General features: G+C 58.1%; 18 protein-coding genes. 11 read left to right on the forward strand and 7 right to left on the reverse strand.

All coding sequences use genetic code 11. From position 1 onward, the window contains the following. The first annotated feature begins 5 nt into the window (after positions 1 to 5). The 6 genes from BLT38_RS14335 (at position 6) to BLT38_RS14360 (ending at position 10,913) form a co-directional block, all read left to right on the forward strand. On the forward strand, positions 6 to 2,465 hold the full coding sequence (locus BLT38_RS14335; protein WP_083345792.1) for an ABC transporter permease: 2,460 nt from the start codon (positions 6 to 8) through the stop codon (positions 2,463 to 2,465). Positions 2,466 to 2,497: 32 nt separating this feature from the next. Further along, a complete protein-coding gene (locus BLT38_RS14340) occupies positions 2,498 to 3,178 on the forward strand; it encodes an ABC transporter ATP-binding protein (RefSeq protein ID WP_083345793.1) in 681 nt (226 codons plus the stop codon). A gap of 50 nt (positions 3,179 to 3,228) precedes the next feature. Beyond that, positions 3,229 to 5,217, forward strand: coding sequence for a TolC family protein (locus BLT38_RS14345; RefSeq protein ID WP_231966510.1), 1,989 nt, complete (start codon positions 3,229 to 3,231; stop codon positions 5,215 to 5,217). Positions 5,218 to 5,235: 18 nt separating this feature from the next. Further along, the gene (locus BLT38_RS14350; protein ID WP_231966512.1) at positions 5,236 to 6,645 is read left to right on the forward strand and encodes a sigma-54-dependent transcriptional regulator; all 1,410 of its coding nucleotides are present in this window, start codon (positions 5,236 to 5,238) and stop codon (positions 6,643 to 6,645) included. A 39-nt stretch (positions 6,646 to 6,684) separates the two neighbouring features. Then, a complete protein-coding gene (locus BLT38_RS14355) occupies positions 6,685 to 8,100 on the forward strand; it encodes a sensor histidine kinase (protein WP_083345794.1) in 1,416 nt (471 codons plus the stop codon). Positions 8,101 to 8,195: 95 nt separating this feature from the next. After that, entirely contained in the window at positions 8,196 to 10,913 is a 2,718-nt protein-coding gene (locus BLT38_RS14360; RefSeq protein ID WP_083345795.1) for a glycoside hydrolase family 3 C-terminal domain-containing protein, read from the forward strand. Here the strand turns inward: BLT38_RS14360 and BLT38_RS14365 are convergent, their stop codons facing one another. After that, positions 10,914 to 11,660, reverse strand: a complete 747-nt coding sequence (locus BLT38_RS14365) for a TIGR03435 family protein (protein WP_083345796.1) — start codon at positions 11,658 to 11,660, stop codon at positions 10,914 to 10,916. It abuts the gene before it with no gap. 126 nt (positions 11,661 to 11,786) lie between these two features. Here BLT38_RS14365 and BLT38_RS14370 point away from each other — a divergent pair, with 126 nt between their 5' ends. Both BLT38_RS14370 and BLT38_RS14375 read left to right on the forward strand, forming a co-directional pair. Next, complete coding sequence (locus BLT38_RS14370) at positions 11,787 to 12,482, forward strand: ankyrin repeat domain-containing protein (RefSeq protein WP_156785141.1); 696 nt, start codon at positions 11,787 to 11,789, stop codon at positions 12,480 to 12,482. A 73-nt stretch (positions 12,483 to 12,555) separates the two neighbouring features. Continuing rightward, positions 12,556 to 13,353: a TIGR03435 family protein gene (locus BLT38_RS14375; protein ID WP_172838286.1), complete on the forward strand. Its 798-nt coding sequence runs from the start codon at positions 12,556 to 12,558 to the stop codon at positions 13,351 to 13,353. Positions 13,354 to 13,453: 100 nt separating this feature from the next. Here BLT38_RS14375 and rpmA read toward each other — a convergent pair whose 3' ends face one another. The 3 genes from rpmA to BLT38_RS14390 all read right to left on the reverse strand — a co-directional run bounded on the left by rpmA (position 13,454) and on the right by BLT38_RS14390 (position 15,873). Then, positions 13,454 to 13,711, reverse strand: a complete 258-nt coding sequence (rpmA, locus tag BLT38_RS14380; RefSeq protein ID WP_047490196.1) for a 50S ribosomal protein L27 — start codon at positions 13,709 to 13,711, stop codon at positions 13,454 to 13,456. Positions 13,712 to 13,825: 114 nt separating this feature from the next. Further along, complete coding sequence (rplU, locus tag BLT38_RS14385) at positions 13,826 to 14,158, reverse strand: 50S ribosomal protein L21 (RefSeq protein WP_083345799.1); 333 nt, start codon at positions 14,156 to 14,158, stop codon at positions 13,826 to 13,828. A gap of 260 nt (positions 14,159 to 14,418) precedes the next feature. Further along, complete coding sequence (locus BLT38_RS14390; RefSeq protein ID WP_083345800.1) at positions 14,419 to 15,873, reverse strand: MHYT domain-containing protein; 1,455 nt, start codon at positions 15,871 to 15,873, stop codon at positions 14,419 to 14,421. 159 nt (positions 15,874 to 16,032) lie between these two features. Here BLT38_RS14390 and ggt point away from each other — a divergent pair, with 159 nt between their 5' ends. Further along, entirely contained in the window at positions 16,033 to 17,814 is a 1,782-nt protein-coding gene (gene ggt / locus BLT38_RS14395; RefSeq protein ID WP_083345801.1) for a gamma-glutamyltransferase, read from the forward strand. A gap of 71 nt (positions 17,815 to 17,885) precedes the next feature. Here the strand turns inward: ggt and BLT38_RS14400 are convergent, their stop codons facing one another. Next, positions 17,886 to 18,662 carry a VOC family protein gene (locus BLT38_RS14400; RefSeq protein WP_083345802.1) on the reverse strand — a complete coding sequence of 259 codons (777 nt, stop codon included), beginning with the start codon at positions 18,660 to 18,662 and terminating at the stop codon, positions 17,886 to 17,888. Positions 18,663 to 18,834: 172 nt separating this feature from the next. Here BLT38_RS14400 and BLT38_RS14405 point away from each other — a divergent pair, with 172 nt between their 5' ends. Then, positions 18,835 to 19,458 carry a TetR/AcrR family transcriptional regulator gene (locus BLT38_RS14405; protein WP_231966514.1) on the forward strand — a complete coding sequence of 208 codons (624 nt, stop codon included), beginning with the start codon at positions 18,835 to 18,837 and terminating at the stop codon, positions 19,456 to 19,458. Between the two features lie 13 nt (positions 19,459 to 19,471). On the opposite strand, the gene BLT38_RS14410 is transcribed toward BLT38_RS14405, so the two are convergent. Then, positions 19,472 to 20,803, reverse strand: coding sequence for a hypothetical protein (locus BLT38_RS14410; RefSeq protein ID WP_083345804.1), 1,332 nt, complete (start codon positions 20,801 to 20,803; stop codon positions 19,472 to 19,474). A gap of 279 nt (positions 20,804 to 21,082) precedes the next feature. Between BLT38_RS14410 and aspS the strand changes: the two genes are divergently transcribed. Continuing rightward, the gene (gene aspS, locus BLT38_RS14415; protein ID WP_269456821.1) at positions 21,083 to 22,939 is read left to right on the forward strand and encodes an aspartate--tRNA ligase; all 1,857 of its coding nucleotides are present in this window, start codon (positions 21,083 to 21,085) and stop codon (positions 22,937 to 22,939) included. A 60-nt stretch (positions 22,940 to 22,999) separates the two neighbouring features. On the opposite strand, the gene BLT38_RS14420 is transcribed toward aspS, so the two are convergent. After that, the gene (locus BLT38_RS14420; RefSeq protein WP_083345806.1) at positions 23,000 to 23,227 is read right to left on the reverse strand and encodes a YgaP family membrane protein; all 228 of its coding nucleotides are present in this window, start codon (positions 23,225 to 23,227) and stop codon (positions 23,000 to 23,002) included. Positions 23,228 to 23,284: the final 57 nt, after the last annotated feature.

Consider the following 23,284-nt stretch of genomic DNA (forward strand, 5'->3'; position numbering starts at 1 on the left):
CCAGGATGAACGAGCTTTTTCAGAACATTCGTTACGCATGGCGTAGCCTGCGCAACGCTCCGCTCTTCACCATGACGGTGATCCTTACGCTCGCTGTGGGTGTCGGCCTGAACACAGCCATCTTCACCATGGTCGATTCTGTTCTGCTACGACCGCTGGGTTATCACGATGCCAATCGCATCGTTGCACTCGGCACTCTCAAGCTACAGAGCGGCCACCTGAATCCGCGCATCGGTGGCGCAGACTACAGAGACCTGCAGCAGGTACAAGGACTGGAATCCGTCTCCTACTACTACCTCTACGGCAAGTCCGGCATCTCCGTCGCAGGACAGGCATACTATCTACCCATTGGCGGAGTTAGCCCAACCTTTCCCAAGGTGATGGGCGTTGTTCCGGTCGCCGGAACTACATTCCGCGAAGATGACGACGCAGCAGACAAAGCCATGGTCAGCGAATCCTTCGCGCTCGATCACTTCGGCTCTGCGCAGAATGCTCTCGGTCAAACAATCAAGGCCGCTCGCGCCTACACCATTGTCGGTGTACTCCCTGCAGGATTCAGTTTTCCTCGTCAAAGTGAAGTCTGGCTGGAAGAGCTCATCCAACCTGAAGTGCAGAACCGCACTGCCTACAACCAGTGGGCTGTCGGCAAGCGTCGTGAGGGCGTCTCACAAAAGCAACTTGATGCGGAACTAGATGGACTCTCGCATCGCCTGCAACTGACGTATCCCGAAGAGAAAACAAACGCACTCGTTGCGCGCTCTCTGCAAGAATCCATCGTCGGCAACCTGCGTCCCACGCTGCGCTTGCTCATGGGTTCAGTCGGCATAGTGCTGCTCATCGTCTGCGCAAACGTGACACATCTTCAACTGGTCCGCTCCACGCGTATGCGCCGCGCTATCAGCGTGCGTGCTGCGCTCGGTGCCACACGCAAAGACCTCCTCATCCGCGCCATGACGGAGTCGCTGTTGCTTGCCATTGCCGGTGGTGTTGGCGCACTCGCTGTGGCTGCATTCGGCCTGCGTGCACTTACACACATGGCTCCGCCGGACACACCGCGCCTCGCGGACATCCATCTCAATCGCGATGTCTTTCTCTTCTCGCTCGCAGTCAGCGTAGTGCTGATGCTGCTGACGTCCATCCTGCCCGTGTGGCGCTCATGGCGACTTGATCCTGCCACCGTTCTGCGTGCTGACTCTGAACGCACCAGCGAAAGCCGCCGCTCTGTACGCCTGCGTGACGGGCTCATCGTTGCGGAAGTCGCCTTCACGCTCGCGCTTTCCGTCACTGCAGTCACACTCACGCGCCAACTCATGCAGGATGCGCAACAGGAACTCGGTTTCCAACCGCAACACCTGCTCATGGTGGACACCCACCAGGTTTCCAACGATGCTTACCCCGGCCTTAGCAGTGAAGGCCAGGAAACGCCCCAGCTACTTGCAGAACGCCAGGCATGGCGTCTTCGTCGCATGGCACGTCTTGATGCTCTTCTGACATCCGTTCGCAAAACACCCGGTGTGGAAGCCGCTGCCGCTATTGACGGCGCGCCCATGGGAGCAGGCAGTCCGGATGTGGGCTACGCCATCCGCGGACGCACCGTCTTCGCACCCGGCGTAACGTTGCCTTATGCAGACGTGCACACCGTCACTCCAGAGATCTTCGCCACAATGGGCGTTCCCATCCTGCGTGGGCGCAACCTCACTGACGCAGATAACTTCGGTGCAGCGAAGGTTCTCGTAATTAACCAGGCGCTCGCTGATGAACAGTTTCCCCACGCCGACCCCATTGGCCAGCAGATCATGTGTGGCCTCGATAGCAAGGGCGAGTGGTGGACCATCGTTGGTGTTGTCGGCAATGTGCGTCATGACAATCCCGGAACACCTGCAGGCACCGCGTTCTACATCCCATTGGCACAACATCCTGCACGCGCTTCTGACATTCAGCTCATCGCTCGCACCAAGATCGATCCCGCGATCATGACCAGGCAACTGAGCACCTCCATTCAGAACAACTTTCCAGATGTTGCCGCAACTGCATCCACGCTGAAAGAAAACATCGGCGAAAGCCAGCGCACCGATCGTTTCCGCAGCACGCTGCTCGCGTCCTTCGCAGCAGTTAGCCTGTTGTTAGCGGCTGTTGGAATGTATGGCGTCACGGCCTACTCCGTTGCACAGCGACGCTTTGAATTTGCTCTGCGATTCGCACTCGGAGCACAACGCGAACAGCTTGCAGGAATGGTGCTGCTTCATGCCGCGGCTGTCGCAGCGCTCGGCATCCTCACTGGTGTGATTGGCAGCATCGCTTTGATGCGCGTGGTCAGCGCAAACGTGGGCAAGCTACCGAATGCTGATGCTTCATCCTTTGTCATCGCAGCAGCACTGGTCTTTGTTCTGGCCATTGCAGCAACCGTCATACCAAGCCAACGCGCTGCATCCACGGAGCTGATGCAGGCTTTACGCGCGGAATAGCACACAGTATTTACGAAGTATCGAGTAAACCGATGATTGAACTGAAGAACATTGAACGAAGCTACAAACACGCCGTTGGCGAGACATGGGTTCTGCGTCGCATCAACATCACCGTGCGTCCCGGCGAATTCATCACGCTGATGGGCCCCAGCGGCGCTGGCAAATCCACACTGCTGAATGTGCTGGCAATGCTTGACGATGGATGGCGCGGCGAATACTGGCTGGACCATGAACCGATTCACGTCATGAATCGCAAGCAGCGCTCAGAAGTTGCTCGCCGCAAGATCGGCATGGTTTTCCAGAGCTTCCATCTGCTGGATGACCTCACCGTTGCGGAAAATATCGAGCTTCCTCTCAGCTACAAAAACATGCCGCGCAGCGAACGTCAGGCACTCGTAGCCGACACACTTGATCGCTTTCAAATCGTCGGCAAAAAGGATCTGTATCCTTCGCAGCTATCCGGTGGTCAGCAACAGATTGTGGGTGTTGCGCGTGCTGTTATTCACAAGCCCGAACTTCTGCTTGCCGATGAGCCCACGGGCAATCTGCATTCCGCACAGGCGGCAGAAGTTATGCAGCTCTTCACCGAACTGAACCGTGCAGGCACCACTATCGTCCAGGTAAGTCACTCCATTGAAAATGCGCGCTTCGGTTCACGCATCATCGAACTGCGCGACGGCTGGATGACACCGGAAAACGAAACGCCCGCATGACACTCTTCTCTTCCCCAACGGAACAACCGCAATCTACGAAGGATCGACTGATGGCATCTGCAAAACACGACCGATATCGCGAGCTTCTCCACACGGCATGCATTGGAACAATGGCGCTCGCGTTCTCTGCTGTGCACCTGCATGCGCAGGACGCCGCTGCTCCGCTGCCGCAGAATCCAGCACCCACAACGACTCAATTGAAAGGCACTGCAACCGCGCTACCCGCGCCGCTGCCGGTCACCGTGCCGCACTCGTGGAATCCCTTCCGCGCGTATATGCCCAGTTCCGTAACCCCGGCCAGCATTGCGAATTCGCCACGCCTCGAAACGCTTACGCACGACGGCAAGATTGAACTGCATCTTCGCGACGCCATCGAACTCGCGCTGGAAAACAATCTTGACCTTGCAATTGCGCGATACAACCTGCCCATCGCCGAAGCCGACGTAATGCGTACACGCGCTGGCGGATCAACCCGCGGTGTGAATACGGGCATCGTTTCAAACACGCCCAGCGGCGGCTCCGCAGGATCCGGAAACTCTGGCGGCGGTGGCGCAGGTGGTACCAGTGCAGGCGCGGGCGGTGCGGGTGCGGGTGCGTCCGGTCTCGTGCAATCCACACTCGGTACAGGTACGACTGTTTCGTCGTATGACCCCTTGTTTGTGGGCGATTTCAACGTACATCACTATGCCGAGCCACTCTCAAACCTGCTGCTCAATGGCGTCCCCATCCTGCAATCCAATACTGTCGCGGGCGACATGAGTGTGCAGCAAGCCTTCGCCACCGGCACCAGCGTGAAGCTAAGCTTCTCGGGCGATCGCGTAGCCACGAACAGTAAGGGAAACTTCCTGAACCCGCAACTCGACAGCTATGTCCGCATACTTGTTCAGCAACAACTGCTTGCAGGTTTCGGCCTTGGACCGAACCTTCGCTATCTGCGCATCGCAAAAAACAATCAGAAGATTTCTGACGCTGCGTTCCGTCTGCAGATCATCGCTACCGTATCGCAGATTGAAAACATGTATTGGGATCTTGTTAGCGCATGGCAGGATGAACGTGTGAAACAGGAGTCGCTCGACTTCGCACAGAAGACTCTTGAAACCGGACGCCAGCAACTCGCACTGCAAGCCATCCCCGCGATGGATGTGCTGAAGGATGAAGCAGAAGTCGCCAAGCGCGAACAAGACCTGAGCATTGCCAAATCCACGCTCGAGTTTCAATCGCTCCTGCTGAAGAACGCGCTCACACGCAATCTCGATGACCCGACGCTGGAAGCCATGCCTGTGGTTCCCATGGATGTATCGCGTCCGCTGCAAGCTATGCCCACTGGCGATGAACTTGTCACACGCGCACTTGCCTCACGATTGGAGATGGAAGAGCAGCAGCTTGACCTCACCAATCGTCAGATCAGCCGCAAGGCAGCTAACAACGCATTGCTACCCACCGTTGCACTCACTGGATACTGGGCCGGCACAGGTCTTGCCGGTGTGAACAACCCGCTTGCAGGTGTCACCTCCACCGTCCCCTCTGACTACGGCGGCGCACTGCGCAATGCTTTCAACAGCAGCGCACCCGATTACTACGTTGGCGTCAACGTCAACATTCCCATCCGCAACCGCGTCAACAAGAGCGATCAGTATCGTTCCGAACTGGAATATCGCCAGGCTGAACTTCTGCTGCAGCAGTTGAAGAAGCAGATCCGCATCGAGGTCCGCAACGCTGAGTACGCTCTGCGACAGGCAGAAGCTCGCGTCGTCTCCGCAGATAAGGCCCGCGACCTGGCGCGCCGCACCTTTGACATCATGCAGCAGGAGCAAAGCTTCGGTGCAGGTAGCGCCGTACAGACCCTCGCGGCACGCAACGACCTTACGACAGCCGAATCCGCCTATTTCGCAGCCGTGGATGCACGCGAAAAAGCGCGCGTCGAATTAGAGCGAGCCGGTGGTATGACGTTGGAAAACAATGGCATATCGATAGAATCAGCTAAGCAGGGTCAAGCGCAGCTTTCTGCGACGGCAACTCCGCAAGCGCAAACGCCCTAGCGCATCAGGAAACACCTTTTGGACACCGCATCAAACTCGTCGCACCACGCTGCTGCCCTCGCAACGCAGCAGCGTCCCTGCCGTCTGTTGCTGGCGGATGACCAGCCTCACATTCTGGACGCGCTGGAGCTTCTTCTGGAGCCGGAAGGATACATTCTGGAGCGAGCAGGCACACCTGCGCTCTTAATGTCCGCTCTATCCAGCGAAGACTTCGACGGCATCCTGATGGACCTGAACTACACCCGCGACACCACCAGCGGCGAAGAAGGTCTTGCGCTCATCGAACGCATTCGCGGACACCATGCACATCTCCCCATCATCGTGATGACGGCGTGGGGCAACATCGACCTTGCCGTGAAAGCCATGCATAGTGGAGCAAGCGACTTCATTCAAAAGCCGTGGGACAACACCCGACTACTGACGGTTCTACGCACACAGCTTGAGCTGTACCGCATGCAACGCTCCGCCGCCCTGCTGGAAGCAGAAAACAAGATGCTTCATGCAGAAGGCGCACCAGTCATGATTGCGACTGCGCCTTCCATGCAGCGCGTGGTGGAACTGATCTCGCGCGTCGGCCCATCAGACGCGAACGTTCTCATCACTGGCGAACATGGCAGCGGCAAAGAAGTCGTTGCGCAAGCGCTGCATCGCATATCGCTTCGCTCGCAACGCACGATGGTTGCCGTCAACACAGGCGCTCTCTCGGAAGGCACGTTTGAGAGCGAACTCTTCGGCCACGTCAAGGGCGCCTTTACTGACGCACGTTCAGAACGTGTTGGTCGATTCGAACTCGCACATAGCTCCACGCTCTTTCTGGACGAAATCGCGAACGTCCCACTGCGCCAGCAAGCCAAGCTACTGCGTGTGCTTGAGACAGGAGAGTTTGAACGCCTGGGTTCATCCCGCACCCAAAAAGCAGACGTTCGCGTGCTCTCCGCGACCAATGCCGATCTGCGTTCCGCCGCAGCAGCAGGCACCTTTCGCCCCGATCTTCTCTTCCGTTTGAATACAGTGGAGATCGCTCTGCCTCCATTGCGCGAACGCCGTGAAGACATTCCTTTGCTGGCAGCGCATTTCCTTTCACGCTATGCCGCGCAGTATCGCCGCCCCGTGCACGGCTTTGAACCCGCAGCACTGGAACGCATGTTGCACTACGCGTGGCCCGGCAACGTCCGCGAGCTGGATCACACACTCGAACGAGCAGTCCTGATGGCGCGCTCTGAATACATCTCGCTCTCTGACCTTGCCCTTCAAACAGACGGCCCTGCGACTCCAAACTCTTTGGATGAGATGGATCTTGAGGCAGTGGAAGCGCACCTTGTACGCAAAGCGCTCAACCGTTATCAGGGCAATGTAAGTGCCGCAGCAGAGGCACTGGGATTAAGTCGTGGCGCTTTGTATCGCCGCATGGAAAAATATGGCCTTTAGCTGCAGCACGCAAGTTGCGCTGCACGCTGGAGTGACTCCATGAAGGAAGAAGAACGTTCCGAAGTCTTTCTGGACTCCGCGCCATGGAAGCCCGGGCAGCACGGCACAGAATCCACGCGCAGCGTGAGCTACGAGTTGCGCATGCGCCTGTGGCTTGCCGCGATCGGCGCAATTCTTCTGCTACTCTGCGGCACGTTGTTCCACACGTGGGGCATTGATAACTTCACCATCTTCGTCGCGCTTCTCACTCTCGGCATCCTCTGGCTTTTTCTCGCAGAGCGTGCGCTTCACCGCATTGTCACGCCCCTGCAAACACTCACGAATGTCATCGCAGCCATTCGTAGTGAGGACTTTTCGTTTCGCGTGCGTGGAGCGCGTCGCGGCGATGCAGCAGGCGACCTCGCCAAGGAAATCAACCTGCTCTCTGAGTCGCTACAGGCGCAGAAACGTGACGCCACCGAAGCGCGAGCATTAGTCGATCGCGTTCTCTCCACCATGGACGCGCCAGTACTTGCGTTTGCAGAGGATGGCGCATTGGCCATGGTCAATCGCGCAGCCCGCACTGCACTCGGGTTACAACTCACAGACATAGGCTGTGCCGCAGAAGAACTCCATGTCGAATCACTGCTTGAATTAGAAGACAGCACCTTGATGCCGCAACCGCCTCGCGGTCTCTCCGGGCGATGGATGCTGCGACGCAGCGCCTTCCGCTTACAGGGCCGCAGACATTTGCTTGTGATGTTGACGGAGATCGGTTCAGCACTCCGCGAAGAAGAACGCCAGGCATGGCAACGTCTTATTCGCGTGCTAGGCCACGAGATCAACAACTCTCTTGCTCCAATCAAGTCCATCGCAGGAACACTGCAACTGCGTCTCACCCCTGAAACAGATTCTGAAAACAACACATCGCGCGATGCACAATTGCGAAAAGGTTTGGCCATTATCGAGGCTCGCGCTGACTCGCTGAATCGATTCCTTCAGGGCTATCGCAAACTATCCGCACTGCCCACGTTACAGCGTCAGCCCATCGCCGTCCTTGCATTCATGCAACAAGTCACAGCGCTGGATCATGGCGTTCCTGTGACCATAACTGAATCCGAAGACCGCGTTGCATTGATCGATCCGGTGCTGATGGAACAGGCAATGATTAACCTGCTCAAGAATGCAGCAGAAGCCACACTGGAGCGTTCAACACACGAAGGCAGCGCCGCTCGCCCGATCGAAGTCATGTGGCGAGTCGCTGGCGATGACCTCGTTATTGAAATCCGAGACTACGGTCTGGGCGTGCTCAACGAGTCGAATCTGTTTGTGCCCTTCTACACCACCAAGCCGGAAGGCAGCGGCATTGGCCTGTTGCTAACGCAACACGTGGTGGAAGCGCATAGCGGCACCATCCAGCTCGCAAATCATCCCTCTGGAGTGGGCTGCATCGTCAGCATTACCGTTCCGGCGTGACTTCGTTCGACACGCGAAGTAATTGCCACAGCCACCCCCTTCCGGCTATCCTTCAGGGCGAACCTACCTTCACCTGAACCTCCGGAGCAGATCCGATGCGACGCTTGATCGCGGCACTTGTTTTCACAACCGTCCTCTCTGCGAAAGCCCAGCAACCGGCTTATCAGAACCCCTCTCTCTCGCCCGAGCAGCGCGCCGCAGACCTGATGGGCCGCATGACGTTGGAGGAGAAGGCTGCGCAGATGGTCAACGGTGCCGCTGCAATCCCTCGGCTCAACGTCCCTGCATACGACTACTGGAATGAAGCGTTGCACGGTGTCGCACGCTCCGGTTACGCGACCATGTTTCCGCAAGCCATCGGCATGGCCGCCACATGGGACGCGCCGCTGCTGAAGAACATCGGCGACGTTATCTCCACCGAAGCGCGCGCCAAGAACAACGAAGCTCTGCGTCGCAACAATCACGACATTTACTTCGGCCTCACGTTCTGGTCACCGAACATCAACATCTTTCGCGATCCCCGCTGGGGACGCGGCCAGGAGACATACGGCGAAGACCCGCACCTGACCGCGCAGCTCGGCGTGAACTTCGTCGAGGGTCTGCAGGGCACCAATCCCAAGTACTACAAGGTGATCGCAACACCGAAGCACTTTGCCGTGCACTCCGGCCCGGAGGAGAGCCGCCACCGCTTTGACGTGCAGCCCTCGCCGCATGATCTGTGGGACACCTATCTGCCGCAGTTCCGTGCAGCCATTGTGGATGCCAAGGCTGACTCCATCATGTGCGCCTACAACCGCATCGACGGCGAGCCAGCATGCGGCAGCAAGATGCTCCTCGTAGAAATCCTTCGCAAGGACTGGAAGTTCCAGGGTTTCGTCACCTCCGACTGCGGCGCCATTGACGATTTCTATCGCAGCTACGGCCACAAGACCGATCCCGACGCGGAACACGCAGACAAGACCGCCCTGCTTGCAGGTACCGATACCAACTGCGGTGGAACGTACAAGAAACTGGACGCCGCAGTGAAGGCTGGACTCATCAAGGAGTCGGACATCGACGTAAGTCTGCGCCGACTCTTCGAAGCACGCATCCGCCTCGGACTCTTTGATCCGCCATCGATGGTTCCCTACGCGCAGATTCCCTTCAGCGCCGTGAACTCGCCTGCGAATGAAGCTGTAGCAAAACGCGCTGCAGAAGAGTCGATGGTGCTGCTGAAGAACGATGGCATTCTTCCCCTGCGCGCCGGCAAGTACAAGACGGTCGCCGTCATTGGTCCCAACGGTGCCGCTCTGTCGTCACTGGAAGGCAACTACAACGGTCAGCCACATGATCCGGTAATGCCCGTCGACGCGTTGCGCACCTCTTTGAGCGGCAGCCGCGTGCTGTATGCGCCCGGTGCGCCGTATGTCGCGGGCTTCGCAATGCCGGTCTCGCGCACCATGCTCCACCCCGCCAAAGGCTCGCAGGAACATGGACTGAAGGCCGAATACTTCACCTCGGCCAGCTTCAGCGGCTCGCCCGTTATCACACGTGTTGATCCCGAATTGAACTTTGACTGGTCCGGCGTCAGTCCGCTGCGCACCGCTCCGAATGGTCCGTTCGCCGTGCGGTGGAGCGGCACCATCAGCGCACCGGCCGCTGGCACGTATGAGTTCCTGGTGAAGACGGGTCGTTGCCGCGGCTGCGGACCGGCACAGGGATACACCGTCACAGTGGATGGCAAGCAGGTCACCGAACTGAAGCGGCAGGCGCCCGTCGCTCCCGGTGGTCGCATCAACGGCACCACTGGCCTTCCGGAAGTCGACCGCCCCAACCGTCCCGGCGCATTCCAGATCACCTTTGACGACGCCAAGCAGGAACACAGCATCACCATCGAGTTCTCGCGCGACTCTGCATCCGCCGGTTCAGGCATTCGCCTCGAGTGGTCACCCAAACCAGAGACGTTGCTTCCCGAAGCCATCGCCACTGCGAAGCAGGCGGATCTCGTAATCGCCATGTTGGGCCTGTCGCCTGACCTCGAAGGTGAAGAGATGCCGGTAAAGCTTCCGGGATTCGTAGGTGGCGACCGTTCTGACATCAACCTTCCCGCATCGCAGGACGAGCTACTGAAACAGATCGTCGCCACCGGCAAACCAACCATCGTCGTGCTGCTGAACGGTTCGGCACTCGCCGTGAACTTCGCGGATGAACACGCCAACGCCGTGCTGGAAGCCTGGTATCCCGGAGAAGCCGGTGCGCGCGCCATCGCCGACACGTTGACGGGCAAGAACAATCCCAGCGGCCGCTTGCCGGTGACGTTCTACAAGGCCGAAAGCGATCTACCCGCGTTCGACGACTACTCCATGAAGAACCGCACCTACCGTTACTTCACGGGAGCACCGCTGTATGGCTTCGGCTATGGCCTGAGCTACACGCGCTTCGCCTACTCCGGGCTGAAGCTGTCCACTGCGAAGCTGAAAGCAGGTGAGCCACTCACCGCTGAAGTAACAGTGAAGAACACCGGCAAAGTAGCCGGTGAAGAAGTAGCGCAGCTTTACCTTCTGCCACCTGCAGACGGTAACGGCGGACTCTCGCCGAAGCAGCAGCTCGAAGGCTTCCAGCGCGTTTCACTTAAGCCGGGTGAAGCGAAGAAAATCACCTTCACGCTTTCGCCACGACAGCTTTCTGAAGTGGATGCACAAGGCATACGCGCCGTTCAGCCGGGCAGCTACTCCATTGCCATTGGCGGAGGGCAGCCCAAAGACGCACGCGCCACAACAACCGCACAAACAGCGGCCTTCACCATCGACGGAACGCAAGAGCTACCGCATTAGTTATTCAGAAGCAGGGTGAGTCACGTTATCGACAACAATCACGTCGATAGGACCTTTCGCTGGCTGCAAGCGAAGGCCAAGCTGCTCACGAATCACGGCAAAGAGTGTTGGGTCATCCGATTCCGGTGACGGATCGGTGGCCCAGCGAATCTGAAGGTCATACCTTCCGGTAAGGCCCGTGTGGTCCTCAATGGTGCGGCCCGCCCGCTTCTGAATCGATTTCGCGAAGTCATTCATGGAGGCGTTGGTCACGCGCATATCAATGCGGCGGTCACCATTCATGCTCATGTTCATGGGAGTGCCGGGCTTCGTTTCCTTCAACGCCGGCCCCGTTTTACCGGGCTTGTCGAGCACGAGCCAGTAGACAGGACCTTCGCGCTGATCCCGGTGAAAACGGAAATCAAACTGATCCTGCAGCAGCGAGAGGATGAGCTGCTGAAACTGTTCCGGGTTAGTAATCTCCGCATGGTCGGCAATGGTGGCCTGCATGTCGAAGAGTTCGCTTTCCGTCCAGGCAGGCGCATTCACAATCGCCTTCGGATCAATGCCAAACGCCGAACGAATCAGCGTCTGCACCGACGTAGCCGTGGCAACAAAACGTCCTCCAATGATCTGCCGATTCGAAGGATCATCGCCAGTCAGTTTATGAGGGTGAACCGCTGCGACCTCAATACGAATGGGCTGCCTCTGCGCGTGCAGCGCCGGAACAGCAAGCGCAAGAACGAGCGCACAGGTGGAAAGTCGCATGGATTGGCCAACCTCCCTATTCGATACGCGAAATATTGAGCTGTGGTTCCGTGGATTGTTTGCCCTTGGAAACTTCTATGTCTTCCTGTGATCAAGCCGGGCGTATTCTTTCCGCGGGAGGGCAACATGGACGACAAGCTCACCTCAACGCTGCGGGATTTTGCAGCTGGACGAACGGACCTGATATTCAAGCTGATCGAAGCGGCTGCTGATCCGAATAGTGAGGATGAAAGCGGAGTCTCTCTTCTTCAGTGGTGCTCTTACTACGGAGATGTCAGCGCGATGCGATACCTGCTCTCCAAAGGTGCAAGCCTGACTTCTTTGGGCGAAAACTTTGACCTGAATGGAGCATGCTTCCATGGGCACTGGAGGTTATGTAAATTCCTCCTTGAGCAAGGAGCCGACCCGAATTTCATCGATATCCGAACCGGCGAGAGCCCCCTTCACAGCACATTGTGCACAACGGATCGCGTCCGGCACGACCGCGTGCTGGAGGTACTGCTCTACAGCGGCGCAAACCCGAATGTAGCCACGAAGAACGGTGTGGAGACAGAAGGTTTTATGCGCGATGCCAGAACAAAGGGCGAAACACCGTTGCATCGTGCCGCCGCCTTTGGATGCGAAGACACCATCGAGCTGCTCCTCAAACATGGCGCCAGAGTGGATGCTCGAGATGCGAACGGAGAGTCGCCACTGAGCTGGGCGAGCTGGTATCTTCGGCCCGATTCGATCTTGCGACTGCTCTGTTTCGATAAGTTCAGAGTGCGTCCCGACCGAAAATCCATGCGAGCGAACCTGGTGGGCTTTCCAACGGTTCCGTAATTTGCTCTTCATGTGCGATCGCGTATCGTGCAGTGAATAGTGTTTTTAGTTAGTGCTGGCCACGGAGCCACTCTTGCGACTCATACTCACCCTGCTTCTATGCATCAGCATGAGCTGCGCTGCACAAACCTTTGAGGCCGCCTCGCTGCGCCTGCTGCCAGAAGGTGCAAAGCCCGATTACACCCAGCTTGACGTCCTCGATGCCACGCACCCGGGCATCTGGAAAGCGCCTTCGCTCCTCACCATCGATCTCAACCTCTTCGAGATGATCGTCACCTCCTACTCCGTCTCCAACAGCGGCATGCATGACGCACTCATGTCACAACTCCCGCTGTGGGGAATGAAGCAGGAGTACCACCTCACCGCCCGCATCCCCGAAGGCACAACGCTCGCCGACCTGCGGCTCATGCTCCAGGCCCTCCTCAAAGAACGCTTCGCACTCGCCGCACATTGGGACAATCGCACCATGCCCGTCCTGCTCCTGCAGCAGGCCGGCACTTCAACCAACCTTGCACCCTTTAGAGGCACCTGCCAGCAACAGCCCGCGAACTGCATCAGTGACTTCCGCTGGAAAGACGGCATGGTCCACATGGCCTTCACCGGCCAAACCATGCCACAGATCGCCGACACTCTCAGCGGCCTCGGCCACTACATGGGTGGACAAAAGCGTGGTCCTATCGTCGACGACACCAACTTACCCGGCCAGTGGAACGCGACCATCGACTTTTCGCCGCTTATGGGTACCAACGAAACTCAGGGCGACACCTTCGCAACAGCTCTGAAAAAACAGATGGGCCTGATACTCAAGCCCTCCGAACGCCCAGTCCCGTCCCTCATCATCGATCACGTAGACCACGCCACCGCCGATTGATACACGGGAAGTCGCGCATTCACACGAACTGCGACGCCTATCCACCAACGCAGAAAAGCCCTGCCGAAGCAGGGCTTTTCACAAATTAGTGAGACTGCGCTTAAGCAGCCGGCTCGATGGAGACAAAGCGGCCGTGGTTGCCGCGATCGGAGAAGATCACGCGTCCGCCAACCTTGGCGAACAGGGTGTCATCCTTGCCGCGACCGACGTTCAGACCAGCCTTGAGCGGTGTGCCACGCTGACGCACGATGATGCTGCCACCCGTGACCAACTCGCCAGCGAAGGCCTTCACGCCCAGGCGCTGCGCGTTGGAGTCACGACCGTTGGAAGAGGAACCGCCACCTTTTTTATGTGCCATTGCTTTGCCTCGTTGCGGTTGCCATCGTCATTCAGCGACGTGGTCCGCGAATCTTCAGAAATATTGTGCCGCTGACGCGGCGAACTACCAAAATCGAACGCAGGGGTCGAGGGCTTACTTGCTCTCGGCCTTGAAGCTCTTGCCGTTCACCAGGATCTCGTTGATCTTTACTTCAACGAAGTTCTGGCGGTGGCCCTGCAGCTTCTTGTACTGCTTCTTACGCTTGTAGTGGAAGACCAGGATCTTGTCGCCGCGGCCTTCGCCAACAACGGAAGCCAGCACCTTGGCTCCACCCAGTTCCTGCTCAAACTTGCCTTCTTCGGCGCTGACAGCCAGGACGTCTGCGAACTCGATCGCGCCGTCGTTGTGTGCTGCCGTTTCAATCTTCAGGGTGTCGCCGGGGGCGACACGGTACTGCTTTCCACCGGTACGAATCACTGCGTACATCACAAACCTCCACGCCCGGCCGTGTTGCCGGTGCGCCTGAAACACCATGAGCTCAATATGAGAGGCGATGCGGAGTGATCTTTTCTACCAGATCCCACCACGACGCGGCCGGATGCCCCACAGCCATGCGCCAGATGCGCCAAACCTGACAAGAATATCGTGAATCAGGGGTGGGGTCAAGGGTGATTCCGACCAAGAATTCCCTCAAAAGCCAAAACCCAATTTGCATTAGCACTATAACGGCTCATGCCTTTGACAAATCAGGCTTTACCCGGATCGGCAGGCATCTGCGCTGGCAGCACAATGTGGAAGGTGGTGCCGCTCTGACCGGGCCTCGTACTGCTTTCCAGGGTCATGGTTCCACCGTGCCGCTGAACGATCTCCGCGCAGATCGAAAGGCCCAGCCCCGTACCCGCGGCTCCCTTGGTCGTAAAGAAGGGTTCCAGGATGCGCCGCTGGTCCTCGACCGAGATACCGCTCCCCGTATCGGACACCAGGATTTCGCCACCACCAGCAGCCGAGGGCGAGATCTTCAGACTCAGCCTTCCCCCATGCGCATGCATCGCATCGATGGCATTTCCGACCAGATTCGCCAGCACCTGCCTGATCTCTCCTGAGCGGCAGTAGATCGACGGCGTCATCGGATTCCAGTCACGTGCAACCGTGATGTGATGCTTCTCCAACCGATTCTGGAACACAGCCAGAGTGGACTCCATCAGTTCCACCAACGAGGTCTGCGCCGGGCCGGTGGGCTGACGGTAGAACTTCAAGGTGTGCGTGGTGATTTCGGCGATACGGCGAAGCTCGTCCTGAGCAGATTGCAGATACTTCCGCTCCTGCATGCCGATGGTTCCATTCTCCGCAAGATAGAGCAGGTTGGTCACAGCTTCGAGCGGATTATTGATCTCGTGCGCAATGGATGCGGCAATGCGTCCCGCCGCCCCCATGCGTTCGGCTGTGCGTTCTGCAGCAAGAGCCTGCCGTTGTGCCTCTGATGTGCTTTTAACCAGCCGCACCTTATCGCGATAGAAGACAACCAGCAGACACGCCATGAAGACCAGCGCATTCCCCACACCAACGCGCGCCAGCGACGCTCCCGAAAAATCATGCGACTGCTGGACCGATACAGCACCCGCCGGCAACATCATGGCCAACATGCCCGTGTAATGCATCCCGCAGATCGCAATGCCGATGACCAGCGAAGCCGCTACCTGGCGGCCCACGCTGAAAGTACCGCTGTGACGCAGCATGGCCATCGCGCCCAGCGAAGCAAACACCGCGATCACAAAAGACAGCGCAACACCGGGAAAGCTCCACGTAACCGGCTCTGAGAACCTCAGCGCATCCATGCCGATGTAGTGCATCGCGCAGATGCCCGCGCCCACCACAAACGATCCAATCACAATGCTGCGGGAACTAGTGCGATCGCTGACAGTCAGATAAATGGCCAGCCACGACGACAGGATCGCCACAACCACGCTGATCACCGTGGGGACGATTGAGTAATACAGAGGAAAGGGCGGCTGCCATGCCAACATACCCACAAAGTGCATGGACCAGATGCCAAGGCCCAAAGTAAGGCCGCTCACAAACGTCCAGACCGCCGGCTGCGGGCTGAAACGGGTGTGCTCCATGGATTCAAACGCCACAAACCCCGCAAGCGAGGCAATGGTGAATGAGAACAACACAGTCCAAAGGTCAAAAGTGCCAGGCACGAAACGTATGTTCCCTTGCAGACATTCAAAGAGTGGCGTTGCGTTTCACTACTGTAAGCGTAGAAGTGGCATGTTTCGCCACTGAAAAAGCGCGGGGACTGTGTACTCGCGATATGCTCAGAACCAATCCCATCCATTGCTGAGGTGCTTCCAAGACCGATGAAGGCTCGTTGCATTGCCGCATGCGTCTCCCTGGCTGTTGCCGTTTCGCCGTTTTCCGCGCTGGTGGCGCAGGTTTCGCCCACGCCTCCCCCCGTCCGTACGCAACACGCAATGGTCGTCAGCATTCACCATCTGGCAACGGACGCTGGCGTTGAAGTTCTCAAGCAGGGTGGTAACGCTGTGGATGCCGCCGTAGCCGTGGCGTTTGCGTTGGCTGTGGTGTATCCGGTAGCAGGCAATATCGGTGGCGGCGGCTTCATGCTCATCCGTCCCGGCCACAAACACGGCAGCAAAAAACTCGGCGACGGCAAGCCGCACTTCATCGACTATCGCGAAGAAGCTCCCGCAGCTGCTTTACGTGACATGTATCTCGATAAGGACGGCAACGTCATCAAGGGCATGAGCACCCACGGCTATCACGCCAGCGGCGTTCCCGGCACGGTTGCAGGCATGGCCTACGCTGAAGCGCACTTCGGCAAGCTCGGCCTCAAGGCCGTCATGCAGCCCGCCATTCGCCTTGCTCGCGACGGCTTCACCGCATCCAGCGTAGAACTCGCGCTGTGGCAGACCAAGGTCCTTATGGATAACCCGGAAGGCCACCGCATCTACCAGCGCGACGGCAACTTCTACCAGCCCGGCGAACTCATCAAGCTCACGGACCTTGCCGCCACGCTGGAACGCATCTCCAATAACCCTGACGACTTTTACAAAGGCAGCATCGCCGATGCGATTGCCGCAGACATGGCCGCACATAACGGCAACATCACCAAAGCTGACCTTGCCGCCTACAAGGTGAAGGATCGCGTCCCCCTCGAAGGCAAATATCACGGCTACAAGTTCATGACGGCGCCTCCGCCTTCGAGTGGCGGCATCGTGTTGCAGGAAGTCCTGAACATCCTCACCGGCTATGACCTGAAGAAGCTCGGCGCTGACCGTTCGCCGGGACAAGTGCACATCATCACCGAAGCCTACCGTCGCGCCTTCATGGACCGCGCAGACTACCTGGGCGATCCCGACTTCACCACCATGCCCCTCAAGCAAATGGCCGACATGAAGTACGCCAAGGCGTGGCGCAAGACCATCGACCCTGCAAAGCCCACAGCATCCAAAGACCTCATCCGTCCCGCAGGCTTCATGCCGGAGCCGCCGAAGCAGACCGACAAGCACGAGAGCACGCAGACCACTCACTTCAGCGTCGTCGATGCCGATGGAAACGCCGTCTCCAACACCTACACGCTCAACTTCTATTTCGGTTCCGGCGTCGTCATTAAGGACGCAGGCATTGTCATGAACGACGAGATGGACGACTTCACCAGCAAGGTCGGCGTGCCCAACGGATTTGGGCTAATTCAGGGACCGAATAACTCCATCGCACCGTATAAGCGGCCACTCTCCGCAATGACGCCAACAATCGTCACCAAAAGCGGCAAAGTGAGGTTGGTGCTTGGATCGCCCGGTGGACCAACGATCATCACCACCGTCGCCAACGACATGATTAGCGTGCTGGATAACGGTCTGAACATCCAGGAAGCAGCGGACGCTCCACGCTTCCACCATCAGTACCTGCCCGACGAACTTCAGGTAGAGAAGAAGTTCCCGGCCGCGGCAGCAGACGCCTTGAAGGCAAGCGGTTATGTCATCAAGCGTTCCGGTGAGTTCGACGAAAAGAATCCCGGCGTATGGGGCGATAGCGAGTTGATTGCCGTCGATCCGAAAACCGGCGAGCTACTCGGAGGCCACGACACACGCAAGCCATACGGCAAGGCGGACGGCTACTGATCCTCTATCAGCCAGAAAAAGGGTCGCGATAAATCATCGCGACCCTTTTCTCTTTGGCAACCAAAGGACCTTTAGCTCTTCGTCGACACCAACGCAAAGTGGCCACCCTGCGGATCGATTGCCTGCAGGACGCGCGATCCACCGGGAACATCCATAGGAGGTAGCGTGATCGTGCCGCCACCTGCTTCGATTTTCGGCACTGCCGCGTCCACATCTTCCACCTGGAAGTAGTACGTCCACCGCGCGGGCCCCATGCTGCCATCAGGAGGCAGAGTCATCATGGCACCGGTGTAACGGTCCGTGTCGATGCGGAAGGTCTGGTACAGGCCCATCTCCTTCATATCCATGGCAAAGTCTTTTTCCCAGCCGTAATGCTTGGAATAGAAGTCCCATGCTTTTTCCCAGTCTGTCGTCACGAGTTCGTGCCAGCCGACGTTGCCCACTTCATTCTGTGCCAGGCGAGGCGGCGCGTACTCCCGGGAAGGCTGAAACAGCATGTATTCCACGCCCTGCGGATCAGAAACGACGGCAAAACGACCGATGTTGGGAATGTCCTGCGGGGGACGATGTACCGTGCCGCCGTCACGTTTGACGGCTTCTGCTTCTGCATCGACATCCGGTGTGTAGATGTGAGCCTTCCACACGCTGGGATTGTCCATGCCAATGGATTTCCAGCTCATGATGCCGCCAACATCCTTGCCGCCTTTGCCGAAGAGGAGATATTTCATGCCGGGCATCTCGGCATCGCGCACGTCCCAGCCCACTACATCGCCATAAAATTTTGCAGCGGCATCCACGTCGCCGCTGGCCGTCAATTCATACCAGACGAATCCTGCCTTGCCTGCCATTTTCCGCTCCCTCATTTCACCGCATGTGTACGGTGTCCACATTCAACCACCGGATGCGTCTTTTGTCCATGCGATTTGATGAAACTTCGATTTAGAATTGGTTTCAGCAATCATGTCGAAAACTGAATCGAAGTCGCGACGAAGCCCCGCAAAACGAGCAGCAAAAAGCAGGGTGCGCGACACGTTTCGCCACGGCGATCTTCGTCGTGCGCTGCTCGACGCCGCCCTTGAAATGGCCCGTCAGGGTGGCCCGCAGGCAATTGTTCTTCGCGAAGCCACGCGACAAGCAGGCGTGGTGCCGAATGCAGCATACCGCCACTTCGCAAACCAGAACGACTTACTGGCCGCAGTTCGTTCCGAGTGCATTGCAAAATTAGCCGTAGCCATTGAAGCAGAGATGAATACCCTTCGCCCGGGTAAAGATCCCGCGAGCTACGCGCGGCGCAGTCTACGGGCCGTGGGCACGGGCTATCTGACTTTCGCGTTAAGCGAACCTGGCCTGTTCAAAACGGCCTTCAGCGTTCCCGCTCCCGTCTTCGAGACACCAAATCCTGCAAATGCAGGCGCCACCGGATTGAACCCGTTTCAGTTGTTAACCCTGGCCCTCGATCGCATGTTATCCGCAGGCATTCTGAAGCCCAAAGACAGACCGGGCGCGGAGTTCCTCGCGTGGTCCACGGTGCACGGCATGGCACTGCTAATGCTGGAAGGCCCCCTGCGCGGCATCGACGCAGCCACCGCACAGATGTTCGGAAAACGCCTGCTGGACATGGTGGAAAAGGGTCTGGGCGCTTAAAGCAAAAGCCCTGTCAGAATCGCCACACAGGCCCCACACGCACACCCCAGTTCGTCGAATTGATGTAGTTATCGTGCGACAGGAAGTAAAGATACGGCGGCGTGCCAATGCCCTCCGGATCTCGATTCGGACTCTTGTATCGGATCAGCGTGTTGTGAACCTCAAACCGAAGCCCCATGTTGTGCGCCACCTTCACATCAGCGTTGATGCCCACAGTGGCGGCAAAATCCGTCGTGCGGAAATAGTTTCCGGGAGGCGTTCCAGGAGGGCTATCCGACGTTCTGGAATAGCTAACGAACCCCGGTGCGATGGACGCCTTCACAGAAAACCGCTTGCCGTTATAGCCCGAGCGAAGCCCAAACATGGCCTCGCTGATGTTGCCACCCACATTCGTACTGGACTCCGGGCTGGCATCCGGCGCCATGTTGAAGTCGCCATACACGTCCAGATAACGCCGCAGTTGAAACGCGACAGTGATTCCACCACCACGCACCCATCGCCTGCACTCCCTGCAGCCATTACGATTCGTGCGCAGATACTGCGACTGAAAATAAAGAGACACGTCCCCACGCTCCACCGGCTCCTTATCCAAAGCGCTTTGAAAGGCATGGACCATCGCGGAATCGTATTGACCGGGATGCTCGTAATCACGCCACCAGGGATAGTGACCGCGCAGAATATTCGCCAGTGAGCGCGAAGGATTTGCTCCCGCGCGCAGCAGTAGAAACGGGAACGTCCCATGGTGCCTCTGTACCAGTGGATCGGTCACATAACGGTCCAGAACATCCTCTCCCACCACCCACAGCGTTCCCACCGTCGGCGTAACGATCAGGTCCACCCATCCGGTATTGTTCGTGTACTTGGAGTTCGGCCCGCAGTTCGGTTCGCATTGAATGGGATAGGTAAAACCGCCTTGATTGAAGATGGCAGATTCGCCCAGCGGCCCCAGCTCCCACTGTGTGCTGTAGACAGCCGCCCAGGCAGCTCCGCGCAAACGGCTCATCCAGTAAGGCCGATTGTTTCCAAACCTCACGGCACGGTCGCGCGGATTGCTCTGGATTTCCAGATAGCTCGCGATGGCCCCTTCCATCGGATGCCCAACATAATTCACCGGAAAGCTATCGCCATCGTTCCATCGACGCCAGTTGAACTGATCAATCGAAGCCCAATAGTCGCTCCAGTAGGGTTTGTTCACCAGCAGGTGCATATCGTGCTCGTTGGCCATGGAGATGCGAACGCTATGCTGCAGCAGCAAAAATCCCATGGACTGCAGAACCAGTCCCTTCCAGTGGAATTTCTCTCCGGGAGCCAAGGTGACATTCGGCTGCTTAGACCTGCTCGCCATCGGAAACAGAGGCTCAGGCGCGAACCGGACGGGATTAAGCCGTGACATCTGGACAACCGTGCCGGGAGAATCTGGCAGGACGGATTGTGCCGGTATTGCACCGCTTACCGACAACAAGGCGGAGAGGGCAAATCGTCCAAATCTGGAGAATCCGACCATTTCCCCAAGACGGTAACCGGAACGAAAGAATGGAAAAGCTGGCAAAAGAATCAGTCACGTCAGCTTCCAATTGGCCGAAGCACCGCCCGCGTCCGCCAAACTTCGTACAATAGGGTCATCGTGACTCTCGATTTTCTCGGCCAACACCAGCGCACACACATGTGCGGAGACCTGCGCGCAGCCGACGCAGGACAGAACGTCACCCTGATGGGGTGGATTAACCGGCGCCGCGACCACGGCGACCTGATCTTTCTTGACCTGCGCGATCGCAGCGGCATCACCCAGATCGTGGTTGACCGCTCGAATTCCGGCGCGGAGACGCTGGCCAAGGCCGAAGCCGCTCGCCCCGAATTTGTGGTGGCATCGCTGGGCACCGTCCGCGTGCGTGGCGAGGGCCTGACCAATCCCAACATGCCCACGGGCGACATTGAAGTCGTCTGCACCGAACTCCTGTTGCTCTCCGACGCGAAGACACCTCCCTTCTCCCCCGCGGAAGACGTCATCGGCAATGAAGAACTGCGCCTGCAGTATCGCTACATCGATCTGCGTCGCCCGGAGATGCAGCACAACTTCCTCACGCGCCACAAGGTAGCCCAGGCAGTTCGTGCACAGCTTTCCAGCGAAGGCTTCCTTGAGATTGAAACGCCCTTCATGACGCGTTCCACGCCGGAAGGCGCTCGCGATTATCTGGTTCCCTCGCGCGTGCATCCGGGTCACTTCTATGCGCTGCCGCAGTCGCCGCAGATCTTCAAACAGATTCTGATGGTCAGCGGCTTTGACCGCTACTTCCAGATCGCGCGCTGCTTCCGCGACGAAGACCTGCGCGCAGACCGCCAGCCTGAGTTCACACAGATCGATCTTGAAGTGAGCTTCCCCACGCAGGAAACAATCTTCGGCGTGGCCGAGCGTTTCCTCGTCGCCGCGTTTGAAGCTGCCGGACAGAAGATCAACACCCCCTTCCTGCGCATGACGTACGACGAAGCCATCAGCAAGTACGGCATCGACAAGCCGGACATGCGCCTGCCGCACATGGCAGACCTGTCCACCGTGCTGACCGACGAACTGCGCACGACGCTGAAGATCGAACAAGGCCTGCCGGTCTACGGCTTTGTCATCCCCAAGGTCGGCGAACTCAGCAGCACAGCACGCAAATCACTCCTCAGCGAGATTCGCTCGTTCTTCGGCGACTGCGGCCTGGACGCGCTGGACCTCGTACGCCTCCGCACCGCAGAGCAGTTCGTGCCGCTGGCAGAAGAGATCGGTTCGCATCTGAACGCGACCACCATTGCTTTCAATGGCGAAAGCTTCACCACGGACGATCTCGCTGTCGTTGTCACACCGAAGCTGGGCACGCCCGCGATGTGGAACTTCGATCGCCAGTGGATTCCTAAGCGCGTGGGCGCTCTGCGTCTCGAACTCGCGAAGAAGTACGCCGACAAGCACAAGCTGTTTGAGAAGAAGGGCACAGCGGACGACTATCGCTTCCTCTGGGTCACCGACTTCCCGATGTACGAGTTTAACGAAGAGAAGAAGACGTGGGATGCCGCGCATCATCCGTTCACTGCTCCTCACGAAGACGACATCAAGAGCGGCGCACTCTTCAACGACAAGGGCGTAGTCCGCGCACTCGCATACGACGTAGTGCTGAACGGCCTCGAGCTTGGTTCGGGTTCCATCCGTATCCACCGCAAGGATGTGCAGGCGGAAATCTTCCGTTCACTCGGCATGTCAGAAGAAGAAGCAAAGGAACGCTTCGGCTTCTTCCTGGAAGCGCTGGAGTACGGAACTCCTCCGCACGGCGGCATCGCCCTCGGCCTGGATCGCATCGTGATGCTCCTCGCAGGCGCATCCTCACTGCGCGAAGTCATCGCCTTCCCGAAGACCGCAAAGGCCGTCGACCTGATGGTGGAAGCACCCAGCACCCCCACCGAACAGCAGATGCGCGAATTGCATCTGCGCACAACAGTACGCAGTTAGTTCGGATACATAACTACAAAGGCCGCTGCCACTGCAGCGGCCTTTGTTTGTTCCAGGAACCTAGTGCCCAGCGCGAGCAGCTCGTAGCCGTCGCTGCTCTTCACATGTGCAGACACCAAGTGCAGCCCACAGTGGGCACCAGCGGTATGCCGCGCTGAGCAGCGGGACAAAGCCCAGTAGCGCAAGCCAGCGCCAGTTTCCAGTCAGCAGGGTTGCCAGGCTGAACAGCGCCATTCCAATCAGAAAGCGCACGAACATATCGAGCGCACCGACGTTTACCTCGTCCATGACACTCACCTCCGCTGCGCTGAGAAATTTCCAGCCAGCGGCGCCACAGTACGCCTG

The sequence above is a fragment of the Terriglobus roseus genome (genome assembly GCF_900102185.1).
GTDB lineage: Bacteria > Acidobacteriota > Terriglobia > Terriglobales > Acidobacteriaceae > Terriglobus > Terriglobus roseus_A.